Here is a 25,278-nt window from a genome sequence, read left to right as displayed (position 1 = left end):
CATGACCTAAATGATTCTGCGAATTGCCTTTTTTAACCATGTCCACAGGCGGGATTTTTTTTGGTGAAAGTCTTGCCGAAAAGCTTCAAGCGGCCTTCGGGAACCTTACCGGACCGGTTTCGGGCAACAACGTGCTTCCCGCAAACGAAAAAAGCAGGCCTCGCGGAGACCTGCCTTACATATTTGTATTCCGATTTTTCGAGGCGGCGGTTATTCGCCGGCCTTTTCTTTCAGCTGTGCCTCGAGCGCATCGATGCGCGCGCGCAGCTCGTCGTTTTCGTCGCGCGCCTTGATCGCCATCTCACGCACGGCGTTGAATTCTTCGCGCTGGACCACGTCCATGCTGTTTAGCCAGCGCTCCACCTGCGCCTTGACTGCGGTTTCAAGGTCCTTGCTCGCGCTTTGAACCGAGCCTGCGGCATCGGTCATCAGTTTCGCCAGATCGTCGAGGATGCGCGTGGTGCCGGATGTCATGTCGGTTTCTCCTGTCGCAATGCGGGGCGCACCGTGCCGGTGCCTGCCCATGAGTTAGTGAAGCCGTCGCAAAGGCGCAAGCCCGGCTGCAAACAATGTACATGAAGCGGCACCGCGGACGAACTTGACCGGGCCGCATTATGTCGCCATCTTCCCGCCGACCATAGAGGAATTCAGACCTTGCTGCCAGACCATATCATGCTTGCCTCCATGCCTTATCCGGCTATAGATCCGGTGGCGCTTCGTCTCGGACCGTTGCAGGTTCACTGGTACGGGCTTGCCTATGTCGCGGGCATTCTGCTCGGCTGGCTTTATGCACGCTGGCTGCTGAAAAAAGAACGGCTCTGGCCCGCCGGCAAGCAGCCGATGACGCTGGCGCGGCTTGACGATTTCATCACCTGGTCCGTTCTGGGCATCGTCGTTGGCGGACGGCTCGGCTACATGCTGTTCTACGTCCCCGACGCTTTTCTTTCCAATCCGCTGATGGTCTTCAAGGTCTGGGATGGCGGCATGTCGTTCCACGGCGGGCTGATCGGCATGATCACGGTCATGATCGTCTTCTCGCGCAAACACGCCATCAACACCTGGTCGCTGCTCGACCTGATGGCGACCGTGACCCCGATCGGCCTGTTTTTCGGCCGCATCGCCAATTTCATCAATGGCGAGCTTTGGGGCCGGGTGAGCGATGTGCCATGGGCCATGGTGTTTCCCGGCGCCGGGGCGCTGCCGCGTCACCCGAGCCAGCTTTACGAGGCGGGCCTTGAGGGTCTTGTCACGCTCATCATCCTGTTCATCGCCACGCAGTTTTTCCACACGCTGAAGCGCCCGGGGCTGACGGGCAGTATCTTCATCTGCCTCTATGCCCTGTCGCGCATCTTCGTGGAATTCTTCCGCGAACCCGACCCGCAGCTTGGCTATCTCTTCGGCGGTTGGCTGACCATGGGCATGGTGCTGTCGCTTCCGATGCTGCTCGCCGGGCTGTGGGGCATCTGGTATTCCGGCCGCATGGCAAGGCGCGCAGACACGGACAGACCATCGTGACCACGCCGCTTGGCAAAAAGATCAAAACAATGATCGAGACCGGCGGGCCGATGCCGGTCAGCACCTATTTCACCCTCTGCCTGGCCGATCCGGAATACGGCTATTATCTCAACCGTGATCCGCTGGGCCGTAGCGGCGATTTCACCACGGCGCCGGAAGTCTCGCAGCTTTTCGGCGAACTCGTCGGCATCTTCCTGATTCAGGCCTGGCAAAGCCACGGCCGCCCCGAGGAAACCGTGCTGATCGAGGGCGGGCCGGGACGCGGCACGATGATGGCGGATATTCTGAACGTCATCGCCCAATTGGCGCCCGGCCTCTATGACGGGCTTTCGGTAGCCCTGATGGAAACCAGCCCGGCGCTGCGCGCGCGCCAGGCCGACACTCTTACGCGCCACACCAACCGGATCGTCTGGATCGATGATATTGGCGAGGTGCCCGACGGCTTCACCCTGTTTGTCGCCAATGAACTATTCGACGCCATCGCCACGCGCCAGTTCGTCAAGGCGGGAACCGGTTTCTTCGAACGCATGGTGACGCTTGACGACAAAGGCGCGCTCACCTTCGGCGTCTCCCCTGCCCGGCTTGATCCTGACGCCCTTCCCGCCAACTGGAAAGCACAGGCCGACGGCACGATCTTCGAGCCGGCCCCGGCGCGTGAAGCACTGATGGCCCGCATTGCCGAAAGGCTGAAAACCGGCGGCGGCAGCGCGCTGATCATCGATTACGGCCACCTGAAAAGCGGTTTCGGCGACACCCTGCAGGCCGTGCGCAAGCATGTTTTCGATCCGCCGCTTGCCTATCCGGGCGAGGCAGACCTCACCAGCCATGTTGATTTTGCAGCCCTTGCCGCTGCCGCGCAGCACGAGGGCGCCCATGTCCATCCGATGATGATGCAGGGCGCTTTTCTCGCCGGTCTCGGCCTAGGTCCCCGTGCTTCGCAGCTCGGCCGGGGAAAGAGTGTCGAAACCCAGCAGCAGATCGTCGCGGCCGCCCGCCGGCTTGCAGGCGAAGGCGCTGACGAAATGGGTAACCTTTTCAAGGTATTGTGCGTTTCTCACCCGTCATTGGCGCTCATTCCGTTTGACGCCGAGGATTGACAACCACACCTGCCCCACACCAACATCCGCCAAAACACGATCCAGGAAATTGCAATGCGCCAGTCCGACCGGACAGCTGAAACCCATGCTGAACCTGTCCCGGTTCAAAGCCCGCTTTTGAGCGCGCGGCTTGCCGGAACCGGTTTCCGTCACGGCTTTTTCACGCGCCGGGGCGGTGTCTCGACCGGCATCTACGACAGCCTCAACTGTGGCGCGGGGTCGGATGACGGGACTGAAAATGTCGCAGCGAATCGCGCCGCGGTGGCCGGATGGTTTGGCGAGAACGCCGACAACCTCATCAACCTCCATCAGTGCCATTCGGCCGATGTGGTCGCCGTGGACCGGCCCCTGACCGGCGACCGGCCGCGCGCTGATGGTCTGGTGACCAGCACGCCGGGGCTTGTGCTCGGTGTCCTGACGGCCGATTGCGGGCCGGTATTGCTGGCCGATACCGATAACGGCGTCATCGGTGCGGCCCATGCCGGCTGGCGCGGCGCTTTCACCGGCATACTGGAGGCAACCGCAGACGCGATGATTGCGCTCGGCGCACGACGTGAGGCGATTGTTGCAAGCCTGGGTCCGGCAATCGGCAGCAAGGCTTATGAAGTCGGCCCGGAATTCATCGAACGCTTTACACAAGCCGACAGCGCATTTGCACAGTTCTTCGCACCATCGGAAACGGCGGGTCACGCGCTCTTCGACCTTGCTGGCTTCATCGGCCTGAAACTGGACCGTGCCGGCATTGTCCATGACATCGTCGGACAGTGTACATATGAAAACGAGCAGGATTTCTTTTCCTATCGCCGCGCCACCCATCGTGGCGAACCGGACTACGGCCGGCAGATTTCGGCGATTTCGATTGGGGCTCGGTGAGCTTCACACGTCAACAGCGTGCCACACACGCCCGGGGAGACAGATATGGCGCTTATCTTTGAAAGCGAAGAATATGCCGAGAGGCTGACGCGGCTGAAAAGCGCAATGGCGGCCAAGAAGCTCGATGCCGTGCTGCTGTTTGCGCAGGAAAGCATGTACTGGCTGACGGGATATGACACCTTCGGCTTCGTGTTTTTCCAGTGCCTTGCCGTGACCGCTGACGGCAAGATGACGCTTCTGACCCGTTCGGCCGATGTTCGCCAGGCGCGCCAGACATCGAATATCAGCGATATCCGCATCTGGGTCGATCGCGGCCAGACCGATCCGAGCCGGGACCTGAAGGAAATGCTCGCCGATCTCGACCTGCTCGGCTGCCGGATCGGCGTCGAATACGATACCCACGGCATGACCGGACGGTCCGCCCACCTGCTCGACGAGCAGCTTTCCAGCTTCTGCCAGATTGAGGACTCTTCCTATCTGGTCAGCAATCTGCGCCTGATCAAAAGCCCGGCCGAGATCACCTGTATCGAAAAGGCTGCGACACTGTGCGACGACGCCTTCGATGCAGCGCTGCCGCTGATCAGGCCGGGCGCCGATGAAGGCGAAATCCTGTCTGCCATGCAGGGCGCGGTGCTTTCGGGAGGCGGTGATTATCCGGCCAACAATTTCATCATCGGTTCCGGCGAAAGCGCACTTCTGTGCCGCGCGAAATCGGGACGCCAGACGCTTTTGGAAAACGATCAGCTCACACTCGAATGGGCCGGCGTCTGGGCTCATTATCATGTGGCGGCGATGCGCACGGTCGTCGTTGGGGAGCCAAGCGACCGGCACCACGCGCTCTACGGCGCCGGACGGGCTGCGCTGGAGGCGATTGAAGAACTGCTGCGGCCCGGACACAGTTTCGGCGACGTTTTCGACAAGCACGCCGAAATCATGGATGACCGTGGCCTTTCCCGCCATCGGCTAAATGCGTGCGGCTATTCACTGGGCGCGCGGTTCGCGCCGTCATGGATGGAACACCAGATGTTTCACGCCGGAAATCCGAACCCGATCCTGCCCTCGATGTCGCTGTTCGTGCACATTATCCTCATGGATTCCGACAGCGGTACGGCAATGACGCTCGGTCGCACCTACCTGACCGGCGAGGATGATCCCAGGCCGCTTTCGCGGCTCAGCCTCGACCTTTACACAAAATAAAGCATGATCACGCCCACCGTTTGACAACGCAGCGCTCACTCCTGAAAATCGCGAACGATTTCAAAGGAAGGGCGTGATCAAATGTTCCGGATGGCAAGCATTTTCGTTGCTGCGGGCCTGCTTGCCGCCTGCTCCACCAGTGATGTGCTGACATTGACGTCCACACCGCCGGCGCCGGTCGGTTCGGCCTCGCCGCAGGTCGCCCAGAACCCGCCGCCTGTCGCAGCCGCCCCGCAGACCAACGTCGCCCGCCAGAACCTTGCTCCGCCGACAACGACATATTCCGGCAGTCCGGCCGGCGGCGGAACATATCAGCAGCAAGCCGCAACGACTTACGATGCCACGCCCGCAAGGGGCCGGCCGCCCAGCACATTCGGTCAGCAGGCCGAACAGCTCGGTCAGCCGCAGCAGGCGGCCGTTGCCGCAACGGCCGCGCCGGCCGCAGCGCAAACCGCGCCACAGCAGCTTGCCCCTGCTGCACAGTCGGCCACGGCAGTACAACAGCAGGCCATCGCCGCCCAACCGGCCGCCACTCAACCGGCCGCGGCGCAGCCTGCCGCCGCGCAGCCTGCTACGACGCAACCAAGTTCTGCCCCGCCGGCCTCCGCTGTTGCCGCAGCCCAGACAATCCGCTTCCTGCCGATCATCGGCGCGCCGTCGGACAAGCTCGCGCCCCTTTCCGCCCGGCTTGGCGACAGCGTGCGCGCGGCCGGGCTGACCATTGTGCCGATGGATCAGACCACCGCCGACATCAGTCTCAAGGGCTATTTCTCCGTCGTTGATCAGGATGGCCGGGTCTCCGTGGTTTATGTCTGGGATGTCATCGGCCCTGATGGCCTGCGTCTCCATCGCATCCAGGGCAGCACGCCCTCCCCGGATGCCGGTTTTTCCGGCAGCGACCCGTGGGACGGGGTAACGCCGGCGATGATGGCGGATATCGGTCAGGAATCTGTCGGTTCCCTGCTTGCCTGGCTCGACAGCCAGGGCTGAAACGGTCCGGATCGGACTTTCGGCATAGGAGAATCCGGGAAAGTCGGTTGAAACCGTCACAAGACAGTAACAACCGCCTTGCATTCACAGGCAAGCCGGTTAAAAAGCGGGCAGACAGACGCAACGGGCGATATGACATGAAAGTTTTCGCAGGCAATTCCAACCGACAGCTTGCCGAAGCGATTTGCAACTATCTCAATGTCCCGATGGGCAAGGCGAGCGTCAGGCGGTTCGCCGATCAGGAAATTTTCGTTGAAATTCAGGAAAATGTGCGCGGCGAGGATGTTTTTGTCGTCCAGTCGACCTCTTTCCCGACCAACGACCACCTGATGGAATTGCTGATCATGATCGACGCATTCCGACGTTCGTCGGCGCGGCGCATCACGGCGGTTCTCCCCTATTTCGGCTATGCCAGGCAGGACCGCAAACCCGGACCGCGCACGCCGATCTCGGCCAAGCTCGTTGCCAACCTGATCACCCAGGCCGGCGCCAACCGTGTGATGACGCTTGACCTGCACGCCGGTCAGATCCAGGGCTTCTTCGATATTCCGACCGACAACCTTTATGCACTGCCGATTCTTGCGCGCGATATCAAGGCGCGGCGCAATCTCGACAATGTCATGGTGGTTTCGCCCGACGTCGGCGGCGTGGTGCGCGCCCGTGCGCTGGCCAAGCGGCTGGACTGTCTGCTGGCCATCGTCGACAAGCGGCGCGAACGCCCCGGCGAATCCGAGGTCATGAACATCATCGGTGAAGTCGAGGGCAAGGAGTGCATCCTGATCGACGATATCATCGATTCCGGCGGCACGCTGTGCAACGCGGCCGAGGCGCTTTTGAACAACGGCGCGCTTTCGGTCACCGCCTACATCACCCATGGCGTTCTCTCCGGCGCGGCCGTCCAGCGGATCGGCTCGTCCAAGCTGGAGGAACTGGTGATCACCGACTCGATCCAGCCGCGCGGCGAGATGGTCGCTTCGGGCAATATCCGCGTCATCTCCACAGCCGCCCTTATCGGCGAGGCGATCAACCGGACCAGCCACGAATCGTCGGTCTCAAGCCTCTTCGACTAGGCCAGATCGACACATCGAGGGCGACCGTTACCGTTGATCAGTGCGGTTGCCTTGATCGCGCAGGCTCCGGCCTTGCCTTTTGCCCGTCCGTCCTATATAGGCACCACGTTCGCGCAGACACCCTTGGAGGCAGCGCGAATGAGGGCTTGCCCCTCCCGTTTCAAAGGCGAAAACATGCCGGCGAAACGCTCCACATAACCTGAAAGGAAATGCCATGAGCGACAATAGCTCTCTGCTCACGGCCGAAGCGCGCGAACGGGTCGGTAAGGGGTCCTCCCGCGAACTGCGCCGCAACGGCCTGGTGCCCGCCGTCATTTACGGCGACAAGAAAGCCCCGGTTTCGATCGCGGTCTCTCGCAAGGAAGTGACCAAGCGCATCTTCGATGGTGGCTTCATGACCACGACCTTCACGATCGAGGTCGGCAAGGACAAGTACATGGTCCTGCCGAAGGACTACCAGCTCGACCCCGTCCGCGACTTCGTCATGCATGTCGACTTCCTGCGGATCTCGGCCAAGAGCACCGTTACGGTTGCCGTTCCGGTTCACTTCATCAACGATGAAATCTGCCCCGGCATCAAGCAGGGCGGTGTCCTGAACATCGTGCGCCATGAAGTTGAATTCAACTGCCCGGCAAACGCCATTCCCGACAGCATCACGGTTGATCTTGCAAACGTCGAAGTTGGCGAGTCGATCCACATCTCCGCTGTCGACGTGCCCGCGAAGGTTACGCCGGTCATCTCCGACCGTGACTTCACCATCGCCACGATCGCAGCGCCGGCCGGCATGAAGTCCGAACAGGACGAAGCCGAAGACGCCGCCGAAACGACCGAAGAAGAAGGCGGCGCAGAAGAATAAGCTGCTGCCGTTCTCTGACAGAAACTGAAAAGCCGCGGGGAAACCCGTGGCTTTTCATTTTTGGGCTGGTCGCACTGCCTGTCTTCCGATACAGGCGGAATCGGACGTAAAGATCCTTCTGCACAACCAGAAGAATTAGGCGTTTGTTATTGCAGGTCAGCTAAAAAACATGCATGTTATTCGGAAGTCATAGCTTACATTCATCCGGCATTCGCCGGATCATCCGCAAAATCGGGATACAGCGTGGAGAAGGGGCCAAGTACGGTCACATGATCAGGCTTCGATCCGGCAGAGACATCATGATCGCCCTGGCAAGCTCCTGCGCGGTGAGCATGGCTCTGTTAGTCCTTTCGCTGTTTTCGCTTCACATGATCGAAGCAACCGACGCCAGTTTCTCGAAACATATCGCACAGCTTGCCGATATCAGCGCGCCGGCGCTCGCCGTTTCCATGGCGACGGCCGATTATGACACGATGGCAATGATCGCGACCGCCATTCAGAAGACGCCCGAGGTCGACAAGGTCGAGATCGTCGATCGGTCGGGAATGGTCGATCTTCTGATGCAGGACACGAGCCTGCCGATCGGCACGCCAAATGCCATGGCTTCCCTGTCTCGTCCCATTTATGACGGGATCGGCAATGGCGTACAGGAAGTCGGCAAGCTCAATCTCTATTTCTCAAGACCCGCCTCGATCAGTACAGCGATGTGGCTGATCATAGTGACAGGCGTTGTCGCATCGTTTTTTCTTGGCTGGGCATCATGGCGCTTCATCGGCACACTCAAGGCCCGTGCCGGTTCTTCCGGAGATACTGGCGGCGAAGACGGCGCATCGCAATCCGATCCGGAGGAAATACGGGAGGCTGACGCCCGCCCGCCGTCGGACGGTGACGACCATCGTCTCTTCGGTCATCTGTTCGAAAGTGAAACCGAAATGGCCTGTCTGATTTCGGCGGCAGGCAAATTCGTCGATGTCAGCAAGGGCTGGCTGCGCAAGAGCGGTTACGGTCGCGAGGATGTGACAGGCGCCGACATCGGCACATTCCTCGCCGCCCCCGACCGGGATGTGATCGGCAAACGCCTTTCCGACCTTCATGAGCAAGGCCAGCCCCAGAAGGGCATGCTGCGCTTTCGCCACGCCGACGGCAGCACTTCCGACACATGGTTTGCCGCAACGGCGGTATCCGCGCCGGATGGCAAGGCCTTCGCGCTTGCGGTGATCCAGGACATTTCCGATCTGACCGTCGAGGCAGCGGATACCGACACGGCGGAATTTGCTGATCACCTCACCGGCCTTGTCAATCGGATCGGCTTCGAGAAACGGCTTGCCGACCTGATTGCAGATGCCAAACCGGGCTGCCAGCTGGCCTGTCTGCTTGTCGATATCGACCGGTTCAAGTCGATCAACGATCATCATGGTCACAGGGCGAGCGAGGAGCTGCTGCGCGCACTCGTCAAGCGGTGGCGCCCGTCACTGCAGAAGGCGCTGCTGTCGGCCCGCCTCGGCAGCGATGAATTTGCGCTTGTGCTCTCCGGCACAGATGCCCGGAAGAATGCCGAAACCATCGCCGAAGCACTCTGCGAAGCTGCGCGCACGCCCTTCGTGATCGGCTCTGCAACGATGTCGATCACCGTGAGCATCGGTATTGCCCACTTCCCCGAAAATGCCGCCGACAGCCAGGAATTCATTCATTTCGCCACGATTGCCAGCTCATCGTGCAAGAGCGAAGGCGGCAACGGTATCCGGAGATTCGAGCCCGAAATGTTGGCAAGCCGAAAGAAGCGGACGGAGTCGGAAGACGACATCCGGCGCGGGATCGAGGAAAGCCTGTTCGAACCTCATTTTCAGTCCGTCACGCATCTTGCAAGCGGCAAGATCGTCGGCTTTGAGGCCCTGATGCGCCTCAACCACCCCGAAAAAGGCTTGATCCCGCCCGGTGAATTCATCGCCATTGCCGAGGAATCGGACCGGATCGATCTTGCCGGACGGCAACTGTTTTCAAAAGCGCTTTCCGGCCTGCGCGCCCTTGGCCAGCGCCACGGTGATGAACACCTGCACATCGCCATCAATCTTTCGCCGGTGGAGCTGACGCCCGAAAAGATCGCATTCATAGCCAGCGAGCTTGAGGTTTACGGCGTCGATCCGGCACAGTTGACCGTCGAGATCACCGAAGCCGTTTTCCTGGAAGACAGCGACCGGATCACCGAATGTCTTCAACAGCTGCGTCGCATCGGTTGCCGGATCGCGCTTGATGATTTCGGAACCGGCTATTCGTCCCTTGCCTATCTGACGCGCTTTCAGGTCGATATCATCAAGATCGACCAGTCCTTCATCAAGGGGCTGACGCATCCCGACCCGGCGATCGCCACACGCAGCCGCCGGCTGATCGAGGGCATCGCGGCGATTGCGACGAACATGGACTGCCTGATGATTGCCGAGGGTGTGGAAGAAGAAGAGCAGGCACGACACCTGCGCACAATCGGCGTTCAGTACGCCCAGGGCTTTTTGTTTTCGACGCCGCTGCCGCTTTCCGAGGCGATGGCGCTCGTTTGAGGCCCGGCCGACGCATATTGACATGCGACGTGAAACAGGTTGGAAAAGGGCCGATCTTCCTGAAGGACAGCAGCTTATGTTCATTATCGCGGGTCTCGGTAATCCGGGCGGCCAGTATGCCGGCAACCGACACAATATCGGCTTCATGGCCGTTGACGCCATCGCCGACAGCAACGGGTTTTCGCCATGGTCATCCAAGTTCAAGGGGCTTATTTCAGAAGGCAGCCTTGCCGGCGAGAAAGTGCTGCTGATCAAGCCCCAGACCTTCATGAACCTGTCCGGCGAGGCGGTCGGCGAGGTGCTGCGCTTCTACAAGCTTTCCGTCGCAGACCTGCTGGTGATCTACGACGAACTGGATCTGATCCCCGGAAAGGCCCGGATCAAGACCGGCGGCGGCTCGGGCGGGCATAACGGCATCAAGTCGATCGACGCCCATTGCGGCAAGGATTATCGCCGCCTGCGCCTCGGCATTGGTCATCCCGGCGACAAGGCGCGCGTCCACGGCCATGTGCTCGGCAATTTCGCCAAGGTCGACAGCGAATGGCTGGAGCCATTGCTGGCAGGGATTGCGTCGAACGCAGACCTTCTGGTGCGCGGCGAGGATTCGCAGTTCATGAACAAGCTTGCGCTGGCGACAGGCGGCAGCGGCGCGCAGCCGCAACCGGCCGCTGCGAAACCGGTGCGGAAGGCAAAATCCCATATCCACAACGCCCGCCAGCACGGACAACAGAAAATGCCCGAAAGCGGCCCCATGGCCGATATGCTGAAAAAGATGTTCGGCCAGAAAAAAGACTGACCGGCGACAGCCCAACAGTACCCGACCGGCCTATTCTTCCGGTTCGGTGACGAACATCAGAGGAAAGCCGGCCTGTTTGGCAAGATCGACGCCTTCCTTGGCCTTGGTCTCGGCAATGTCGCGGCTATAGACGGCGACCACGCACCGTCCCTTCTGGTGGGCGGTCATCATGACATTATAGCCCTGCTCCTCGCTCATCCGGAAAACCGCCTTGAGGATGACCAGAACGAATTCGCGCGGCGTGAAATCGTCGTTGACGAGGATCACCTTGTAAAGTCGCGGTCGGGCGACCTTCGGTTTGGTCTTCGTCTTGCGTTTTGTATCGGAGCCCGTGTCGCTCATGGCCGACCCGTCCCTTCTTTTCAAAATCAAAAAATGAAGAATACGCGGCCGGCGCAAGCGCACTGACGACATCAGAAACTGACGAACCGCAATATCGCTATTTTGCGCCCTCGGCCCCGATTTCGCAAGTGCGGCCGTGAGAAAAGCCGCTGTTGCGTGATGAGGCCTTGACCTTTGCCGCCTTCATCGCCCATAGCCTCGGGCCAGAGAAACGAATTTAAAAGCAGGATATCCCCATGGGCTTCAAATGCGGAATTGTCGGCCTGCCCAATGTCGGCAAGTCGACCCTCTTCAACGCGCTGACCAAGACCGCCGCAGCTCAGGCCGCCAACTATCCCTTCTGCACGATCGAGCCCAATACCGGCGAGGTTGCCGTGCCCGACGACCGCATGGTCGCGCTGGCAAAGGTGGCTGGTTCGAAGGAAATCATTCCGACCCGCATTTCCTTCGTGGACATTGCAGGTCTCGTGCGCGGCGCTTCCAAGGGTGAAGGCCTCGGCAACCAGTTCCTCGCCAATATCCGCGAGGTCGATGCCGTCGTCCATGTTCTGCGCTGTTTCGAGGATGACGACATCACCCATGTCGAAGGCCGTATCGACCCCGTTGCCGATGCCGACACCATCGAGACCGAGTTGATGCTCGCCGATCTGGAAAGCCTGGAACGCCGCGTCGACCAGACCCGCAAGCGCGCCACCGGCAAGGACAAGGAAGCACTTGCCGTTCTGCCCGTGATGGACGCCTCGCTGAAGCTGCTTCAGGACGGCAAACCGGTGCGCTCGCTTCTGAACGAGCTGGATGCCGAAGACATCAAAATCCTCAAGGGCCTGAACCTTCTGACCTCCAAGCCGGTGCTTTACGTCTGCAATGTCGCCGAAGGTGATGCAGCCAAGGGCAATGCCCAGACCGAAAGGGTCGCGGCCATGGCCGCAGAGCAATCGGCAGGAACCGTTATCATCTCGGCGGCCATCGAGGCGGAAGTCGCCCAGCTCGATGCCGAGGAAGCGGAAATGTTCCTCTCCGAAATGGGGCTGGAAGAAGCGGGCCTCGACCGGTTGATCCGCGCCGGCTACGAACTTCTGGACCTGATCACCTATTTCACCGTCGGCCCGAAGGAGACCCGCGCATGGACCGTGCGCCGGGGCACCAAGGCGCCGGCCGCTGCCGGCGTGATCCACACCGATTTCGAACGCGGCTTCATCCGCGCCTTCACCATCGCCTATGACGATTTCATCGCCTTCAACGGCGAGACCGGCGCCAAGGAAGCCGGCAAGGCTCGCGACGAAGGCAAGGAATATGTCGTCCACGACGGCGACGTGATCCATTTCCGCTTCAATACGTAAGTCAGAGCGACACTCGATTCATGCAGAAGGCCGGTCCGTACAAGGCCGGTCCGTACAAGGCCGGCCCCAGACTGCTGACAAAGTTTGCCCCACGTTCTTTCGTCATACCGGCCTTGAGCCGGTATCCAGGGCCGCTTGCTGTGCGCTTCCAGAAAGAGTCTTTGCGTGCAAGGACTTGCGCTTACTAGATTCCGGCTCAAGGCCGGAATGACGGTGGGGCAAAGCTGTGATTGCTTACAGGGTTTATCAACAAACTGAGGCCGGTCCGCAAAAGACCGGCCTTTCTTTTTGCCTTGAAGGTGGCTGTCCCCGGCCCCACCTTCTCTACAGTCGATTTCCTCACTTATAACAACAGCCGGGCGAACAGATGACCATCTACGACTTTTCAGCCAAGAGCATTGACGGATCCACCGTCGATCTTTCCGACTACAAGGGCCATGTGCTCCTGATCGTCAACACGGCGAGTGAATGCGGCTTCACCCCGCAATATGAAGGCCTTGAGGAACTCTACCGGAAATACCGTGAGCAGGCGTTTTCCGTGCTTGGCTTTCCCTGCAACCAGTTCGGCGGCCAGGAGCCAGGCGACGAAGCCGAGATCGCGACATTCTGCAAGACGCAATTCAGCGTCGATTTCCCGATGTTCGCCAAGGTCGATGTCAATGGCGACGATGCTCATCCGCTTTTCAAATTTCTGAAAAAGGAGCGTCCGGGCTTTCTCGGCTCCGGCATCATCAAGTGGAATTTCACGAAATTCCTGATCGGTCGCGATGGCGAGCCGATCAAGCGCTACGCGCCGACGGTCAAACCCGAAGAGATACAGGACGACATCAACGACACGCTGGCTGCCGCGAGGGCTTGAGCCTTCGCGACGCAGGCGTTAATGGCCTTCGTATTGCACCAGCGAGCGAACCTCGACGCCCATGGCTTCGAGCTTCTTGCGGCCGGGCAAGTCCTTCAGATCAATGACGAAACAGGCTGAGACGATGTCCGCCCCCATCTGCCTCAGCAGCTTGACGGCGCCTTCCGCCGTGCCGCCGGTGGCAATCAGGTCGTCGACCAGAATGACCTTCTCGCCCGGCTTGACGGCGTCGACATGCATTTCCATCTCGTCTTCGCCATATTCCAGCGAATAGGTCATCGACACGGTCTTGTCGGGCAATTTTCCCTTTTTGCGGATCGGCACGAAACCGGCCGACAGCTGATGCGCCAGTGCGCCGCCGAGAATGAAACCGCGCGCCTCGATACCCGCGATCTTGTCGATCTTCATGCCGACATAGGGCTGCACCAGTTCGTCGACGGCGCGGCGAAAGGCGCGCGCATCGCCGAGCAGCGTGGTGATGTCACGAAAGATGATACCGGGCTTCGGATAATCCGGAATCGAGCGAATGGCATTGAGCAATTCAGGATTGGCATTCATCTTCCGATGTCCTTTTATTCGGCTTCAGTCCAGATAAGCGTGCTCGGGCCATTCATCAAAAAGGCGGCCCGCGCCGCCTTTCCTTGTTCACGTCCGCACGCGAAAAATCAATCGTGCTTGCGTGAATAGACCGATTTTTTCGTGAGATAAACCAGAACCGTCATGATCACGAGAAAGACCATGACCACCAGACCGGTCTGTTTGCGGTCCTCAAGCTTGGGCTCCGCCGTCCACATCAGGAAGGCGGCAACATCGCGCGCATACTGGTCCGTCGTTTCCGGTGTGCCATCGTCATAGGCGACGATCCCGTCCGAAAGCGGCGGCGCCATGGCCAGCGACGCAGCATTGGCGAAATAGGGATTGTAATAGGTGCCGGTTGGAATTTCCGTGCCCTCGGGCGCATCCTCATAACCCGTCAGCAGCGCATGGATATAATCCGGCCCGCCCTCCTGATACTGGGTGAAGATATCGAAGATGAACGTCGGGAAGCCCCGCTTGATGCCGCGGGCCTTGGCCATCAGCGACAGATCGGGCGGTGCGGCGCCATTGTTGGAGGCTGCCGCCTGCTCGGCGTTTTCGAAGGGCGCCGGGAAATAATCCGACGGAATGCCGGGCCGCATGTACATGTTGCCGTCATTATCGGGACCGGCCTCGATTTCATACTCTGCGGCAAAGGCTTTTACCTGCGCCTCGGAATAGCCGAGATCCGAAAGCGTGCGGAACGCCACCAGATCGAGCGAATGACAGGCCGAACAGACATCCCTGTAAACCTTCAGACCGCGCTGAAGCTGACCGCGGTCATAGGTGCCGAGCGGGCCAGCAAAGCTCCAGTCCATCTGATGCGGATGCTCGATCGGATAATGCGGCGTACCGCCCTCCTCGCCTTCCTCGGCTGCATTGGCGACCGAAAGACACAGCGGCGTCAAAAATGCGGTGAACAGGACACCGGCGATAAGCTTTTTCATGGTTTTTCCCCTCTCGCCACGCATCAGACGTCGCCCTTGGCCGGCTTTTTGCGCGCGGCCTGCTTTTCGAGCACGGCTTCGGTGATTGAATTCGGCACCCGGGCCGGTTTTTCAAACAACCCCAGAACCGGCATGATCACGAGGAAAAATCCGAAATAATAAAGCGTTCCAAGCTGCGACATGATCACGAATATGCCTTCGGCAGACTGCGAACCGAGCCAGCCAAGCATGAACGCATTGGCGACAAACAGCCAGAAGAACAGCTTGAACCACGGACGATAGGCGGCCGAGCGCACCTTGGAAGTGTCAAGCCAGGGCAGGAAGAACAGGATCAGGATCGAGCCGAACATCACCAGAACGCCGCCAAGCTTGGAATCGATCGGGCCGATGTCGAAGGTGATCGCCCGCAACATCGCGTAAAACGGCAGATAATACCATTCGGGAACGATATGCGGCGGCGTCTTCATTGAATCGGCCGGGATGTAGTTGTCCGGATGGCCGAGATAATTCGGCATGTAGAAGATGAACCAGACATAGGCGATCAGGAAGATCGTGACCCCAAGCGCGTCCTTCAGCGTCGCATAGGGCGTAAACGCCACGGTATCGCTCTTCTGCTTGACCTCGACACCGGTGGGATTGGTTTGTCCGGTGACATGCAGCGCCCAGATGTGCAGCACCACGACGCCGGCGATCATGAACGGCAACAGGTAGTGCAGCGCGAAGAAACGCTGCAGGGTCGGCTCGCCAACGGCGAAACCGCCGAGCAGAAGCTGCTGAACCCAGTCGCCGATCAGCGGAAAGGCGGTGAAGAAACCGGTGATCACCGTCGCCCCCCAGAAGGACATCTGCCCCCAGGGCAGCACATAGCCCATGAAGCCGGTCGCCATCATCAGCAGATAAATAACCACGCCGAGCATCCAGAGAATTTCACGCGGCGCCTTGTAGGAGCCGTAATAAAGCCCGCGGGCGATATGCAGATAGACGGCGATGAAGAAGAACGAGGCACCGTTTGCATGCATGTAGCGCAGCATCCAGCCATAATTCACGTCCCGCATGATCTTCTCGACCGACAGGAAGGCGGCGGATGTCGAGGACGTGTAGTGCATGGCCAGCACAATGCCGGTGACGATCTGCACCACCAGCATGACCGAAAGCATGGCGCCGAAGGTATAGGCGTAATTCAGATTGCGCGGAACCGGATAGGAAATGAAGCTGTCATATAACAGGCGGGGCAGCGGCAGACGCGCATCCATCCATTTCGACACACCGTTCTTCGGCACATAACTCGAGTGTCCACTCATGGCCCAGTCTCTCCCCCTCAACCGATCCTGATTACAGTGTCGGACGTAAATTCGTATAGCGGTATCGCAAGGTTTTGCGGCGCAGGGCCTTTGCGGATACGGCCCGCCGTATCGTAGTGCGAGCCATGACAGGGACAGAACCACCCGCCGAAATCACCGGCCTGACCGAGCGGAATGCAGCCGAGATGGGTGCACGAGCCGATCATGACAATCCAGTTTTCCTTGGCCTCACCGGCGGAACGGTCAACATCGGTTGCCGGAGAACCCGACGGCAGGTTTTCATTGCGCGCCTCGGGGTCCTTGAGATCGGAAAGCGGCACCTCCCTTGCCTCCTCGATCTCGCGCTCGGTGCGATTGCGGACGAAGACCGGCTTGCCGCGCCATTTCACCGTCAGCGACATGCCGGGTTCGAGACTGGAGACATCCACTTCGACAGTCGAAAGCGCCAGTGTCGACGCATCCGGCCGCATCTGGTCGATGAATGGCCAGGCGACGCCGGCCACCCCCACAGCCCCGGCAACCCCGGTTGTCAAATACAGAAAATCGCGCCGGGTCGGTTCGCCGGAATGATCCGTCGAAACAGTCTCGTCTTGCACCGCTATCCCTCCATCAGCTGATGCCACCGTCGGAAACGCCTTGTTCTCCCTCGCAGTTTCCCGCGACAAGGCGCCATGGTGACGTTCATTTAGCCTAAGTTTTATGCGCGATCCCTTATGATGTCCAGTGTCCGGCATCTGTGGCCACAAGCTATCCGATGTGGCAGCGCAGCATTTGTACGACACCGTTGCGGCCGGTACTGACGAATGGTATGTTCAGCCGCTGATATTTTCTTTTGTCATTTTTCTTTTTCAGGATTTAAGCTTGAGTTCCCTGAAGACTCTGGCCGTCACCTTTGCAAGTCTGGCCTTGCTGCTTGGCGTTTTGCCTTCCCTTTCACAATTCTGGCTGTTCTCGTTCGTCGGTGGCATGCGAGTGCATATTGCCGTGGCCGCAGTATGCCTTTCGCTCATCGTTCTGGGGCTCGACAGAACATTATGGTCGGCCATACCGCTGGTGGCGTCTGCGCTGCTGTGCCTGTGGGTCTGGCACCTGCATCAAAGCACCGTTCAGCCCGACGCCCGGCCCGACAGCAATATCCGCGCCCTGAAACTGATCGAGTTCAACATCCTTGGCTATAATCAGGACGGTGCGGAAATTGCCGACTGGCTGACGGATCAGAATGCCGATGTGGTCTATACGCTCGAATCCGGCCCCTTGCGACCTCATCTCGACGCACTTGCGAAAACCTATCCCTACCGGGTGGGCTGTGGCGAACTGGTCAAAAACTGCGACCTGATGATGATGTCAAAATATCCGCTTGAAAATCCGCAGGTTCGAAACCTCGGCCCGCTCGGCGCGCATCGTTTCATCCGCGCCGGCATCAACATCAACGGCGCCCGGGCAACCTTCGTCGCCATGCACCTGACCAAACCGTATTATGAAACCATGCAGCTGGAACAGCTGAACAGCGTGAAGCGCTATCTGAGGGATGTGGACGGACCGCTGATTCTGGCAGGCGATTTCAACTCTTCGCTGCTGTCACCGTATATCCTGAATTTCCTGCAAACCACGGGTCTCAGAGCCTTCGCCCATGAACCGCGGACATGGCCGGTCGAAATGCCGTCGATCGGGCTGCCCATCGATCATATTCTTGTACGCCAACCTGCCTACATCGCCTCGGTGAAGCGTGTCAGACACAATATGGGGTCAAATCATTTCGGGCTTGAGGCCCTCATTTCCCTTCCGGTAACGCCCTGAACCGATCCGATCAGCCTTCGTCGTCGAGTTCGGGCAGGAAGCCACCCGACTGGCGGGCCCAAAGTGCTGCATAGAGCCCGTCCTTTTCAAGAAGCTGCCGGTGCGTCCCCGCCTCGACAATACGCCCCTTGTCCATGACGATCAGGCGATCGAGCGCTGCAATGGTCGACAGGCGATGCGCGATTGCAAGCACGGTCTTGCCCTCCATCAGCTTCATCAAATTGGCCTGGATCGCCGCCTCGACTTCGGAATCGAGCGCCGACGTCGCCTCGTCCAGCACCAGGATCGGCGCGTCCTTCAGCATTACCCGCGAAATCGCAATGCGCTGGCGCTGACCGCCGGAAAGCTTCACCCCGCGTTCGCCGACATAAGCATCGAGCCCCTTGCGGCCGCGCATATCGGCAAGATCGGCGATGAAACTGTCGGCCTCGGCCCGTTCAACAGCCTCCCACAGCATGTCGTCATCGGCATCTTCATTGCCGAAACGGATATTGTCACGGATCGGGCGATGCAGCAGACCGGTATCCTGGGTCACCATGCCGATCTGGGCGCGCAGGCTTTCCTGGGTGACGTCGGCAATATTCTGACCATCGATCGATATCCGGCCGCTGCCGACATCATAAAAGCGCAGCAGCAGATTGACGAGCGTGGACTTGCCCGCCCCCGAACGACCGACGATACCGACCTTTTCGCCGGCGCCGATTGCAAGGGAAAAGTCGTTGATCACGCTCTGGCCGCCGTCATAGCCGAAGCTGACATTGTCGAAACGGATTTCCGGATTGCGCAGAACCAGCGGGACGGCATCCGGCCGGTCGAGCAGGCCGATAGGCTGCGAAATCAGCTCGGCCGAATTCTGGATGGTGCCGATCGCACGCATGATGCCGTTCAACTGCATCATCAGCCGACCGAGCAGCATGGAAAGCCGCAGCGAAAGACCGAGCGTGAAGGCAACGGCACCCGACGAAATATTGCTCGAAAACCACAGATGGACGGAAAGCGCGGCGATTGCCGTGATCATCACGCCGGACAGCAGGCTGAGCGAGGCCCTGACGCCGGTGATCAGCCGCGTAAAACTGCGAACCTGGACAATCAGCCGTTCGAAGCCCGTGCGCATATAGCCGTCATTGCCCTCGTCGCTGCCGAACAGCTTGAGCGTCATGATATTGGAAAACGAATCCACCATCCGTCCCGACATCACCGAATTGGCCTCGGCCAGTTCACGGGCGTTTTCCCGAATGCGCGGCACGAAGAACCGAGCCAGAACGGCAAAGATCGCGATCCACAGCAAAATCAGTGCCGCCAGCCGCCAGTCAAGCGCAGCGACCAGCGCCATGGTCGAGATTGCATAGATCGCCATGAACCAGACGACCTGCAGCAGCGACGACATCAGATCGCCGATCGACTGGCCCGCCGCCGCCACCTTGGCAACGATCCGACCGGCGAAATCGCTCTGGAAGAAATCGAGCGATTGGCGCGCGACATAACGGTAGGACTGCCAGCGCACCAGATTGTTGAAGCCGGGAACGATGGTCTGTTCCTCGATCAGCATCTGCAGCGTGGTAAAGCCGACCCTGACGACGACCATGGCAACGGCCATGCCGATCAGCACCCAGCCGTGTTCGGCCATCAGCCCCGACCAGCCGGCCTCGCGCGGTGTTCCATCGAGAATATCGATCAGCACGCCCATGAACCAGAAGGCGGCCGATTCCATGATCGCGACACCGCCGCCGACGACCAGCATGGCGAAAAACGGCCATTTCGCCTGGCGCAGAAAATACCAGAGAAACGGCAGAAGCTTCTCCGGCGGCCGTTCCGCCGCACGGTCGGCCAACGGATCGATCCACCGCTCGAACAGTTCTGCAATGCGCTGAAATATCATGAGGGAAATGGATACAGGGATTCGCATGCCGGGCAAATGCGTAAATGCCGTTCGGGCGCAACAGACCGACTTTCCAGACTGAAGGCTACGGGCCTAATAAAAACGTCATCCCAATAAAACAGTGGGCGAAGGCCCACTGCCCCTTCAACCGAAACGGGCCCGCCATCCGGCGGGCCCGCTCAATTTCACTCTGCAGCCGCTCCGGTGGCGGTTTCGTCTTCGGCGAGGAAACCGCCGGACTGGCGCTTCCACAGATCGGCATAGATGCCGCCGGCTTCGACGAGCTGTTGATGCGTGCCCGTCTCGATGATCACACCCTTGTCGAGAACGATCAGACGGTCCATCTCGGTCAGCGTCGACAGCCGGTGGGCAATCGCGATCACGGTCTTGCCTTCCATCAGCCCGAACAGGCTTTCCTGAATGGCCGCCTCGACCTCGGAATCAAGCGCCGAAGTCGCCTCGTCCAGCACCAGGATCGGCGCATCCTTGAGGAACACGCGGGCAATCGCGATCCGCTGACGCTGACCGCCGGAAAGCTTCACGCCGCGCTCGCCGACATGGGCATCAAGGCCGACACGGCCCTGAAGGTCGGAAAGCCCCTTGATGAAGTCCCAGGCATTGGCGCGTTTGGCCGCGGCAATCACCTCGTCATCGCTGGCGCCGGGACGGCTGTAGGCGATGTTGTCGCGGATCGAACGGTGCAGCAGGGATGTGTCCTGCGTCACCACGCCGATCATCGAGCGCAGGCTGTCCTGCGACACTTTCGAAACATCCTGACCGTCGATGGTGATCCGTCCGCCCTCCAGATCGAAGAAGCGCAGCAGCAGGTTCATCATCGTGGTCTTGCCGGCGCCGGAACGCCCGACCAGCCCGACCTTCTCGCCCGGCTTGATGACGAGCGAAAGATCCGAGATGACGCCACCTTCCTTGCCGTAATGGAAGGAGATATCGTCATAGACGATTTCGCCTTTTTCAACGACAAGCGGGCGCGCGTCTTCGACATCGACCAGTTCGTGCCGCTTCGCCATCATCGACATGCCGTCATAGACGGTACCGATGTTTTCAAACAGCGCGGTCACTTCCCACATGATCCACTGCGACATGCCGCCGATGCGCATGACAAGCCCCAGCGTCAGCGCAATTGCGCCAACGGTGATGCTGTTTTCGAGCCAGAAGCGGATCGCCAGCGCGCTCACCGCAAACAGGGCAACCGCGTTGTTGATGTAGACCAGCGTCTGGAACTGGGTCACGCGCCGCATCTGGCGGTAGACCGTCTCCAGAAAGCCATCCATGCCTTCGCGTGCAAACAGCTCCTCACGACCGGCATGCGAGAACAGCTTGACGGTAGCGATATTGGTGTAGCTGTCGACCACGCGGCCCGTCATCAGCGACCGGGCATCGGCCTGATCGGCCGAAATCTTCCTCAGACGCGGAATGAAGTACCACAGCATCGCGGCGTAAACCACGATCCACACCAGCAGCGGAATGACGAGACGCCCGTCGGCCGCCGCGACGATGAAGATCATCGAAACGAAATAGGTGACGACGTAGACGAACATGTCGAGCGCCTTCATCACCGTTTCGCGGATGGCAAGCGAAGTCTGCATCACCTTTTGCGAAACGCGGCCCGCGAACTCGTTGGCGAAGAAGTTCATCGAATGGCGCAGGACATAGCGATGCATCTGCCAGCGGCTGATCATCGGCAGGTTGCCGAGCAGCACCTGATGGATCAGCAGCGAGGAGAAGATCGTCAGCCCCGGCAGCAGCACCAGAACCAGCGCGCCCATGAAGGCGAGACGCCAGCCCTCATCTTCCAGGAATGTCTCCCGGTTTGCCGTCGACAGCCAGTCGACGATATCGCCCAGAAAACGGAACAGGTAGACTTCCCCGAAAGCGACCAGCGCGGCAATGACGGCCATCAGCGCCAGATAGGGCGCGGCAGGCTTCGAATAATGCCACAGAAACGGGATCAGACCCGTGGGGGGTGCCGTGGGCTCTGCCTCGGGATAGGGATTGAGACGGTTTTCAAACCAGCGAAACATGATCGGACTCCAATGCCTCCCGGTTACTCTTCATGAAAAGAGCACAATTTTGCCCGCAACAGCGAACCCGGGACGGAAACAACGGCCGGTCAGGCGGCCGTATGAATGCGAATGACTAAATGGGAAACAAGAACGTCGTGTGAAAGATCACGCGAGACGGCGCGGTGGAACGCGGAGCAATTCAAAGCCAGTGATGTTCATCTGCCATGCTCCTTTCGCCGGTTTGAGAAAATCGGAGGCCCTTATAGCCCCTTACATGCGCAAAGGCCAGAGCCGGTGCGTGAAAAGCAGCGATTGCCCCAATGTGTTGCATCCCGGCAACGCATGCTGTAACCGCGCCGGGACCGGCCTTGTATGGCCGGGCCCGCCATGCTTTGGATGAATTCGGGCGACGTTGCTGAAGAGGATGATTGCTGTCCATGCTCCGGACCAGCCAGTGGATTCACAATCTTGCACTGCTCAAACCGACGCCCTATCGGCCGTGGCGCCATTCGATTCGCCTGTCGCTCGGCACCGGTGTGCCGCTGCTGATCGGACAGTTGAGCGGCCATACCGGGCCGATGCTCTATGTTGCGCTTGGCGGCTTTCTGGCCGCGGTCACGGTCCGGCTCGATCCCTATCGCGAGCGGTTCCGGCAATTGGGCATTTCCGCGCTGATCGGCGCCACAGGCTGCCTCATTGGCCCGGAAGTCGGCGGCCACGGGCTTGCGACCATTGCCCTGTTGATGACTGTCGGCCTGTTGTCCGGGCTGGTCAGTGGGTATGGCGCGGCCTTTTCCACGGGCGCGCTCAACATGCTGGTGCTGGCCGTCGTCAATGCACACGCGCCAGCCGTTCTGCCGGCCTGGATGGTGTTCGTGAACTATCTCGCCGGCGCCGCCTTTGTGGCGGCAATGCTCGGCATCGGCGCTCTGTTAGAGCGCGACCGGCCCGAACGGCGCATGCTGGCCGATATCATCACCATGCTCGCACGCCTTGCCCGCGCCTCGGAGGCGGTCGGAAAGGTGCCGACGCCGGACAATCGCAGGCGCATGATCGATGCGCGCCGCGCCCTGAGCGATGCCACCAAAACCGCCTATGCAACACTGATCGAAAAACGAAGCCACGGCCGCGCCCGCACCCGCGACACCCTGAAAACCGCCGCGGTCCTTTCGCTCGTCAACCAGCTTTCAATGGCAATTATCGCTGCCCGCGGGCAGGAACTGGCGGCAACAGCAAACAAGCTCGATGCCATGGCAAAGGCCTATATGTCGCGTGCCGGCCGTCCTTCAGGTGCGGGTACCGATACGCCGCAGCCGGATCAGACGATACAGCTTGCAGACCGTCTGGCCGCCACAATGTGGCCCTCGCCCGCTGCCCGGGACCAGATGCCGGCCGACCAGCAAGAATCAGAGCGGGATGCGGTGTTTTCCGCAAGCCTTGCCACCCGTGTCGCGCGCCGCCTCGTTCTTGGCCGCGAGGTGGTGATTTCGGCTCTCCGGCTGTCGCTTTGCATGGGGCTGGCGGTTGCGCTCAGCCATGTTCTGCCCGGCGATCATTCCTACTGGCTGCCGATGACGGTCGCGATTGTGCTGAAGCCCGATTTCGGTTCGGTCTTCCTGCGGGCCATTCACCGCAGTCTCGGCACACTCGCCGGTGTCGCCATCGCGCTTGCAATTGCCGCGCTGGTGCCGAAGGGCATCGCCTTCGTCCCCGTGATCATGCTGCTTTGTGCTGTCATTCCTTTTGCCGGCCTGCGCAGCTATGCGGTGATGGTGACATTTCTGACGCCGGTCATCCTGCTGATGATCGATCTGGTTTCTTCAGGGCCGGTGGCCAGCTACGATATTCAGCGGCTTGCCGATACGCTTGCCGGCTCGGCGATTGCACTGGTTTTCGGTTATCTCATCTGGCCGCGATCGCAGGAACGGCAGCTCGGCAGGGCCTTTTCGGACGCCATGGAAAAGATCGGCGCCTATCTCGCTGCGGCCACGGTGCGGCAGACGGAAGACGAGGCCGAACTGGCGCAGCTGCGCCAGAGCCTTCTGGCCCGTGAATTTGCCGCATCCCGAACACTGTCCGACCTGCGCACCGTGCTGGGCCGCCTGGTTGCCGAGCCGCCCCCGGCCGGCCGCGAGGCGGCGGCATGGTTTCCCGCCATTGCCGGCGCCGAGCGGCTTTCCGATGCAATCACGGTCTACGCGGAAGGCCGCCGCATGGGCGACCCGCCACCGGACGCGGACCGCGCGCTGCGGGCCGAAAAGGCACTGGCCGCAATCGCCGGTGACCGTCCGGGCGAAACAAGACCCGGCGGCCGCGAGAAGGATGACCGTTTCGGCGATGTCGAGGCGGAAATTGCCTGGATATGGGCCTATCTCCGGCGGCGTCCGGGTCCGAAACCGGCTCAGTCGTCATCAGCCGAACCGGCCTTAAGATAGGATTGCGGCGGCACGCCGAAGTGACGCCGGAATGCGGCCACGAACGCGCTTGCGCTGCGATAGCCGAGCAGGCCGGCAATCTCGACACTGCTGCGGCCATGGCTGAGATGGTTGATGGCTTCCATCAGCCTCAGCCGGCTGCGCCATTCGGAAAAGCGCAGGCCCGTCTCCCTTTGAAACAACCGCTCGAGCGTGCGGGTGCCGGCACCTGCGAACCGCGCCAGTTCCCCCAGGTTGGCGTTGTCGTCGGGGCGCTCCAGCAACCGGCCGGTTACCCGTTTAAGACGCGGATCGATGCCGGCGGGAAGGCTGAGCGGCGCGTTCGGCAATGTCGCCAACTCATCGATGATCACGGCGCAAAGGCGTGAAAGCCGCCCCTGTCGCCCGTCCGTTTCCGGCCCCGGATTGCGAAACCGCAGCAAAAGCTGGCGCATCAGCGGCGTCATGTGCAAGACTTCACAGCGCTTTTCGCGCACACCGCTCACCGACGGATCGATGTAGATGAAACACGCCGAAACATCGGTCTCCATCATCACATCATGGACAGTACCGCCGGGAATCCAGATTGCATGGCTGGTGGGCGCCAGCCAGCGGGTTCCGCAGGCGCGCACCGTGAGGATGCCCTCTTCCGCCCACAGCAGCTGTCCGCGCGGATGCGCATGCGGCGCACGGCCGATCTCACCCGCCTGCCAGCGCTGCACGCGTGCCGTCACCGGCCGGGAGGCATCGATGATCCAGCCCGGCCCCTGCTCGGGCATGATCGATGACGTAACTTCGATATGGTTTGGCATCATGTAGCTGTACCGTAATTCGCCTCGCACGCATAGTATGA

At 60.3% G+C, this 25,278-nt stretch carries 22 protein-coding genes; 13 read left to right on the top strand and 9 right to left on the bottom strand.

Features of this window, described 5'->3' with window-relative positions:
* Positions 1–210 precede the first annotated feature (210 nt).
* The gene (locus tag ACHZCU_RS14310) at positions 211–474 is read right to left on the bottom strand and encodes an accessory factor UbiK family protein (protein WP_106311356.1); all 264 of its coding nucleotides are present in this window, start codon (positions 472–474) and stop codon (positions 211–213) included.
* Between the two features lie 198 nt (positions 475–672).
* On the opposite strand from ACHZCU_RS14310, the gene lgt reads away from it, so the two are divergent.
* From lgt to pth, 9 genes are all read left to right on the top strand, one after another.
* A complete protein-coding gene (lgt, locus tag ACHZCU_RS14305) occupies positions 673–1,515 on the top strand; it encodes a prolipoprotein diacylglyceryl transferase (RefSeq protein WP_319519801.1) in 843 nt (280 codons plus the stop codon).
* Positions 1,512–2,612, top strand: a complete 1,101-nt coding sequence (locus ACHZCU_RS14300) for a class I SAM-dependent methyltransferase (protein WP_319519303.1) — start codon at positions 1,512–1,514, stop codon at positions 2,610–2,612. Before lgt ends, ACHZCU_RS14300 begins: the two co-directional genes overlap by 4 nt.
* A gap of 54 nt (positions 2,613–2,666) precedes the next feature.
* Positions 2,667–3,485: a peptidoglycan editing factor PgeF gene (pgeF, locus tag ACHZCU_RS14295; protein ID WP_319519302.1), complete on the top strand. Its 819-nt coding sequence runs from the start codon at positions 2,667–2,669 to the stop codon at positions 3,483–3,485.
* 45 nt (positions 3,486–3,530) lie between these two features.
* A complete protein-coding gene (locus tag ACHZCU_RS14290; protein ID WP_106311350.1) occupies positions 3,531–4,682 on the top strand; it encodes a Xaa-Pro peptidase family protein in 1,152 nt (383 codons plus the stop codon).
* 81 nt (positions 4,683–4,763) lie between these two features.
* On the top strand, positions 4,764–5,672 hold the full coding sequence (locus tag ACHZCU_RS14285) for a hypothetical protein (protein ID WP_319519301.1): 909 nt from the start codon (positions 4,764–4,766) through the stop codon (positions 5,670–5,672).
* A gap of 137 nt (positions 5,673–5,809) precedes the next feature.
* Positions 5,810–6,742: a ribose-phosphate pyrophosphokinase gene (locus ACHZCU_RS14280; RefSeq protein ID WP_106311344.1), complete on the top strand. Its 933-nt coding sequence runs from the start codon at positions 5,810–5,812 to the stop codon at positions 6,740–6,742.
* A 214-nt stretch (positions 6,743–6,956) separates the two neighbouring features.
* Positions 6,957–7,598 carry a 50S ribosomal protein L25/general stress protein Ctc gene (locus ACHZCU_RS14275; RefSeq protein ID WP_106311341.1) on the top strand — a complete coding sequence of 214 codons (642 nt, stop codon included), beginning with the start codon at positions 6,957–6,959 and terminating at the stop codon, positions 7,596–7,598.
* A 332-nt stretch (positions 7,599–7,930) separates the two neighbouring features.
* Entirely contained in the window at positions 7,931–10,150 is a 2,220-nt protein-coding gene (locus ACHZCU_RS14270; protein ID WP_319519300.1) for a bifunctional diguanylate cyclase/phosphodiesterase, read from the top strand.
* A gap of 76 nt (positions 10,151–10,226) precedes the next feature.
* Positions 10,227–10,946: an aminoacyl-tRNA hydrolase gene (gene pth, locus ACHZCU_RS14265; protein ID WP_319519299.1), complete on the top strand. Its 720-nt coding sequence runs from the start codon at positions 10,227–10,229 to the stop codon at positions 10,944–10,946.
* 30 nt (positions 10,947–10,976) lie between these two features.
* Here the strand turns inward: pth and clpS are convergent, their stop codons facing one another.
* Positions 10,977–11,288 carry an ATP-dependent Clp protease adapter ClpS gene (clpS, locus tag ACHZCU_RS14260; protein ID WP_106311332.1) on the bottom strand — a complete coding sequence of 104 codons (312 nt, stop codon included), beginning with the start codon at positions 11,286–11,288 and terminating at the stop codon, positions 10,977–10,979.
* Between the two features lie 236 nt (positions 11,289–11,524).
* Between clpS and ychF the strand changes: the two genes are divergently transcribed.
* Both ychF and ACHZCU_RS14250 read left to right on the top strand, forming a co-directional pair.
* Complete coding sequence (gene ychF, locus ACHZCU_RS14255) at positions 11,525–12,628, top strand: redox-regulated ATPase YchF (protein ID WP_106311329.1); 1,104 nt, start codon at positions 11,525–11,527, stop codon at positions 12,626–12,628.
* 367 nt (positions 12,629–12,995) lie between these two features.
* Entirely contained in the window at positions 12,996–13,487 is a 492-nt protein-coding gene (locus ACHZCU_RS14250) for a glutathione peroxidase (protein ID WP_319519298.1), read from the top strand.
* Between the two features lie 18 nt (positions 13,488–13,505).
* Here ACHZCU_RS14250 and ACHZCU_RS14245 read toward each other — a convergent pair whose 3' ends face one another.
* The 4 genes from ACHZCU_RS14245 to petA all read right to left on the bottom strand — a co-directional run bounded on the left by ACHZCU_RS14245 (position 13,506) and on the right by petA (position 16,907).
* The gene (locus ACHZCU_RS14245) at positions 13,506–14,045 is read right to left on the bottom strand and encodes an adenine phosphoribosyltransferase (RefSeq protein WP_319519297.1); all 540 of its coding nucleotides are present in this window, start codon (positions 14,043–14,045) and stop codon (positions 13,506–13,508) included.
* Positions 14,046–14,152: 107 nt separating this feature from the next.
* Complete coding sequence (locus tag ACHZCU_RS14240; protein WP_106311320.1) at positions 14,153–15,010, bottom strand: cytochrome c1; 858 nt, start codon at positions 15,008–15,010, stop codon at positions 14,153–14,155.
* Between the two features lie 23 nt (positions 15,011–15,033).
* Entirely contained in the window at positions 15,034–16,311 is a 1,278-nt protein-coding gene (locus tag ACHZCU_RS14235; RefSeq protein WP_106311317.1) for a cytochrome bc complex cytochrome b subunit, read from the bottom strand.
* Between the two features lie 17 nt (positions 16,312–16,328).
* A complete protein-coding gene (gene petA, locus ACHZCU_RS14230; protein WP_106311314.1) occupies positions 16,329–16,907 on the bottom strand; it encodes a ubiquinol-cytochrome c reductase iron-sulfur subunit in 579 nt (192 codons plus the stop codon).
* Positions 16,908–17,172: 265 nt separating this feature from the next.
* Here petA and ACHZCU_RS14225 point away from each other — a divergent pair, with 265 nt between their 5' ends.
* Positions 17,173–18,108 carry an endonuclease/exonuclease/phosphatase family protein gene (locus ACHZCU_RS14225; RefSeq protein ID WP_319519296.1) on the top strand — a complete coding sequence of 312 codons (936 nt, stop codon included), beginning with the start codon at positions 17,173–17,175 and terminating at the stop codon, positions 18,106–18,108.
* A 10-nt stretch (positions 18,109–18,118) separates the two neighbouring features.
* On the opposite strand, the gene ACHZCU_RS14220 is transcribed toward ACHZCU_RS14225, so the two are convergent.
* Both ACHZCU_RS14220 and ACHZCU_RS14215 read right to left on the bottom strand, forming a co-directional pair.
* On the bottom strand, positions 18,119–19,987 hold the full coding sequence (locus tag ACHZCU_RS14220) for an ABC transporter ATP-binding protein (protein ID WP_394706068.1): 1,869 nt from the start codon (positions 19,985–19,987) through the stop codon (positions 18,119–18,121).
* Positions 19,988–20,172: 185 nt separating this feature from the next.
* Entirely contained in the window at positions 20,173–22,029 is a 1,857-nt protein-coding gene (locus ACHZCU_RS14215; RefSeq protein WP_106311305.1) for an ABC transporter ATP-binding protein, read from the bottom strand.
* A gap of 419 nt (positions 22,030–22,448) precedes the next feature.
* Here ACHZCU_RS14215 and ACHZCU_RS14210 point away from each other — a divergent pair, with 419 nt between their 5' ends.
* On the top strand, positions 22,449–24,446 hold the full coding sequence (locus ACHZCU_RS14210) for an FUSC family protein (protein WP_319519294.1): 1,998 nt from the start codon (positions 22,449–22,451) through the stop codon (positions 24,444–24,446).
* Here ACHZCU_RS14210 and ACHZCU_RS14205 read toward each other — a convergent pair.
* Positions 24,413–25,240, bottom strand: a complete 828-nt coding sequence (locus ACHZCU_RS14205) for a helix-turn-helix transcriptional regulator (RefSeq protein ID WP_319519293.1) — start codon at positions 25,238–25,240, stop codon at positions 24,413–24,415. The genes ACHZCU_RS14210 and ACHZCU_RS14205 overlap by 34 nt on opposite strands.
* Between the last annotated feature and the right edge of the window lie 38 nt (positions 25,241–25,278).

This window comes from uncultured Martelella sp. (assembly GCF_963677965.2).
GTDB lineage: Bacteria > Pseudomonadota > Alphaproteobacteria > Rhizobiales > Rhizobiaceae > Martelella > Martelella mangrovi.
The sequence above is the reverse complement of the archived record's forward strand: the minus strand, read 5'-3'. Positions and strand labels throughout refer to the sequence as shown.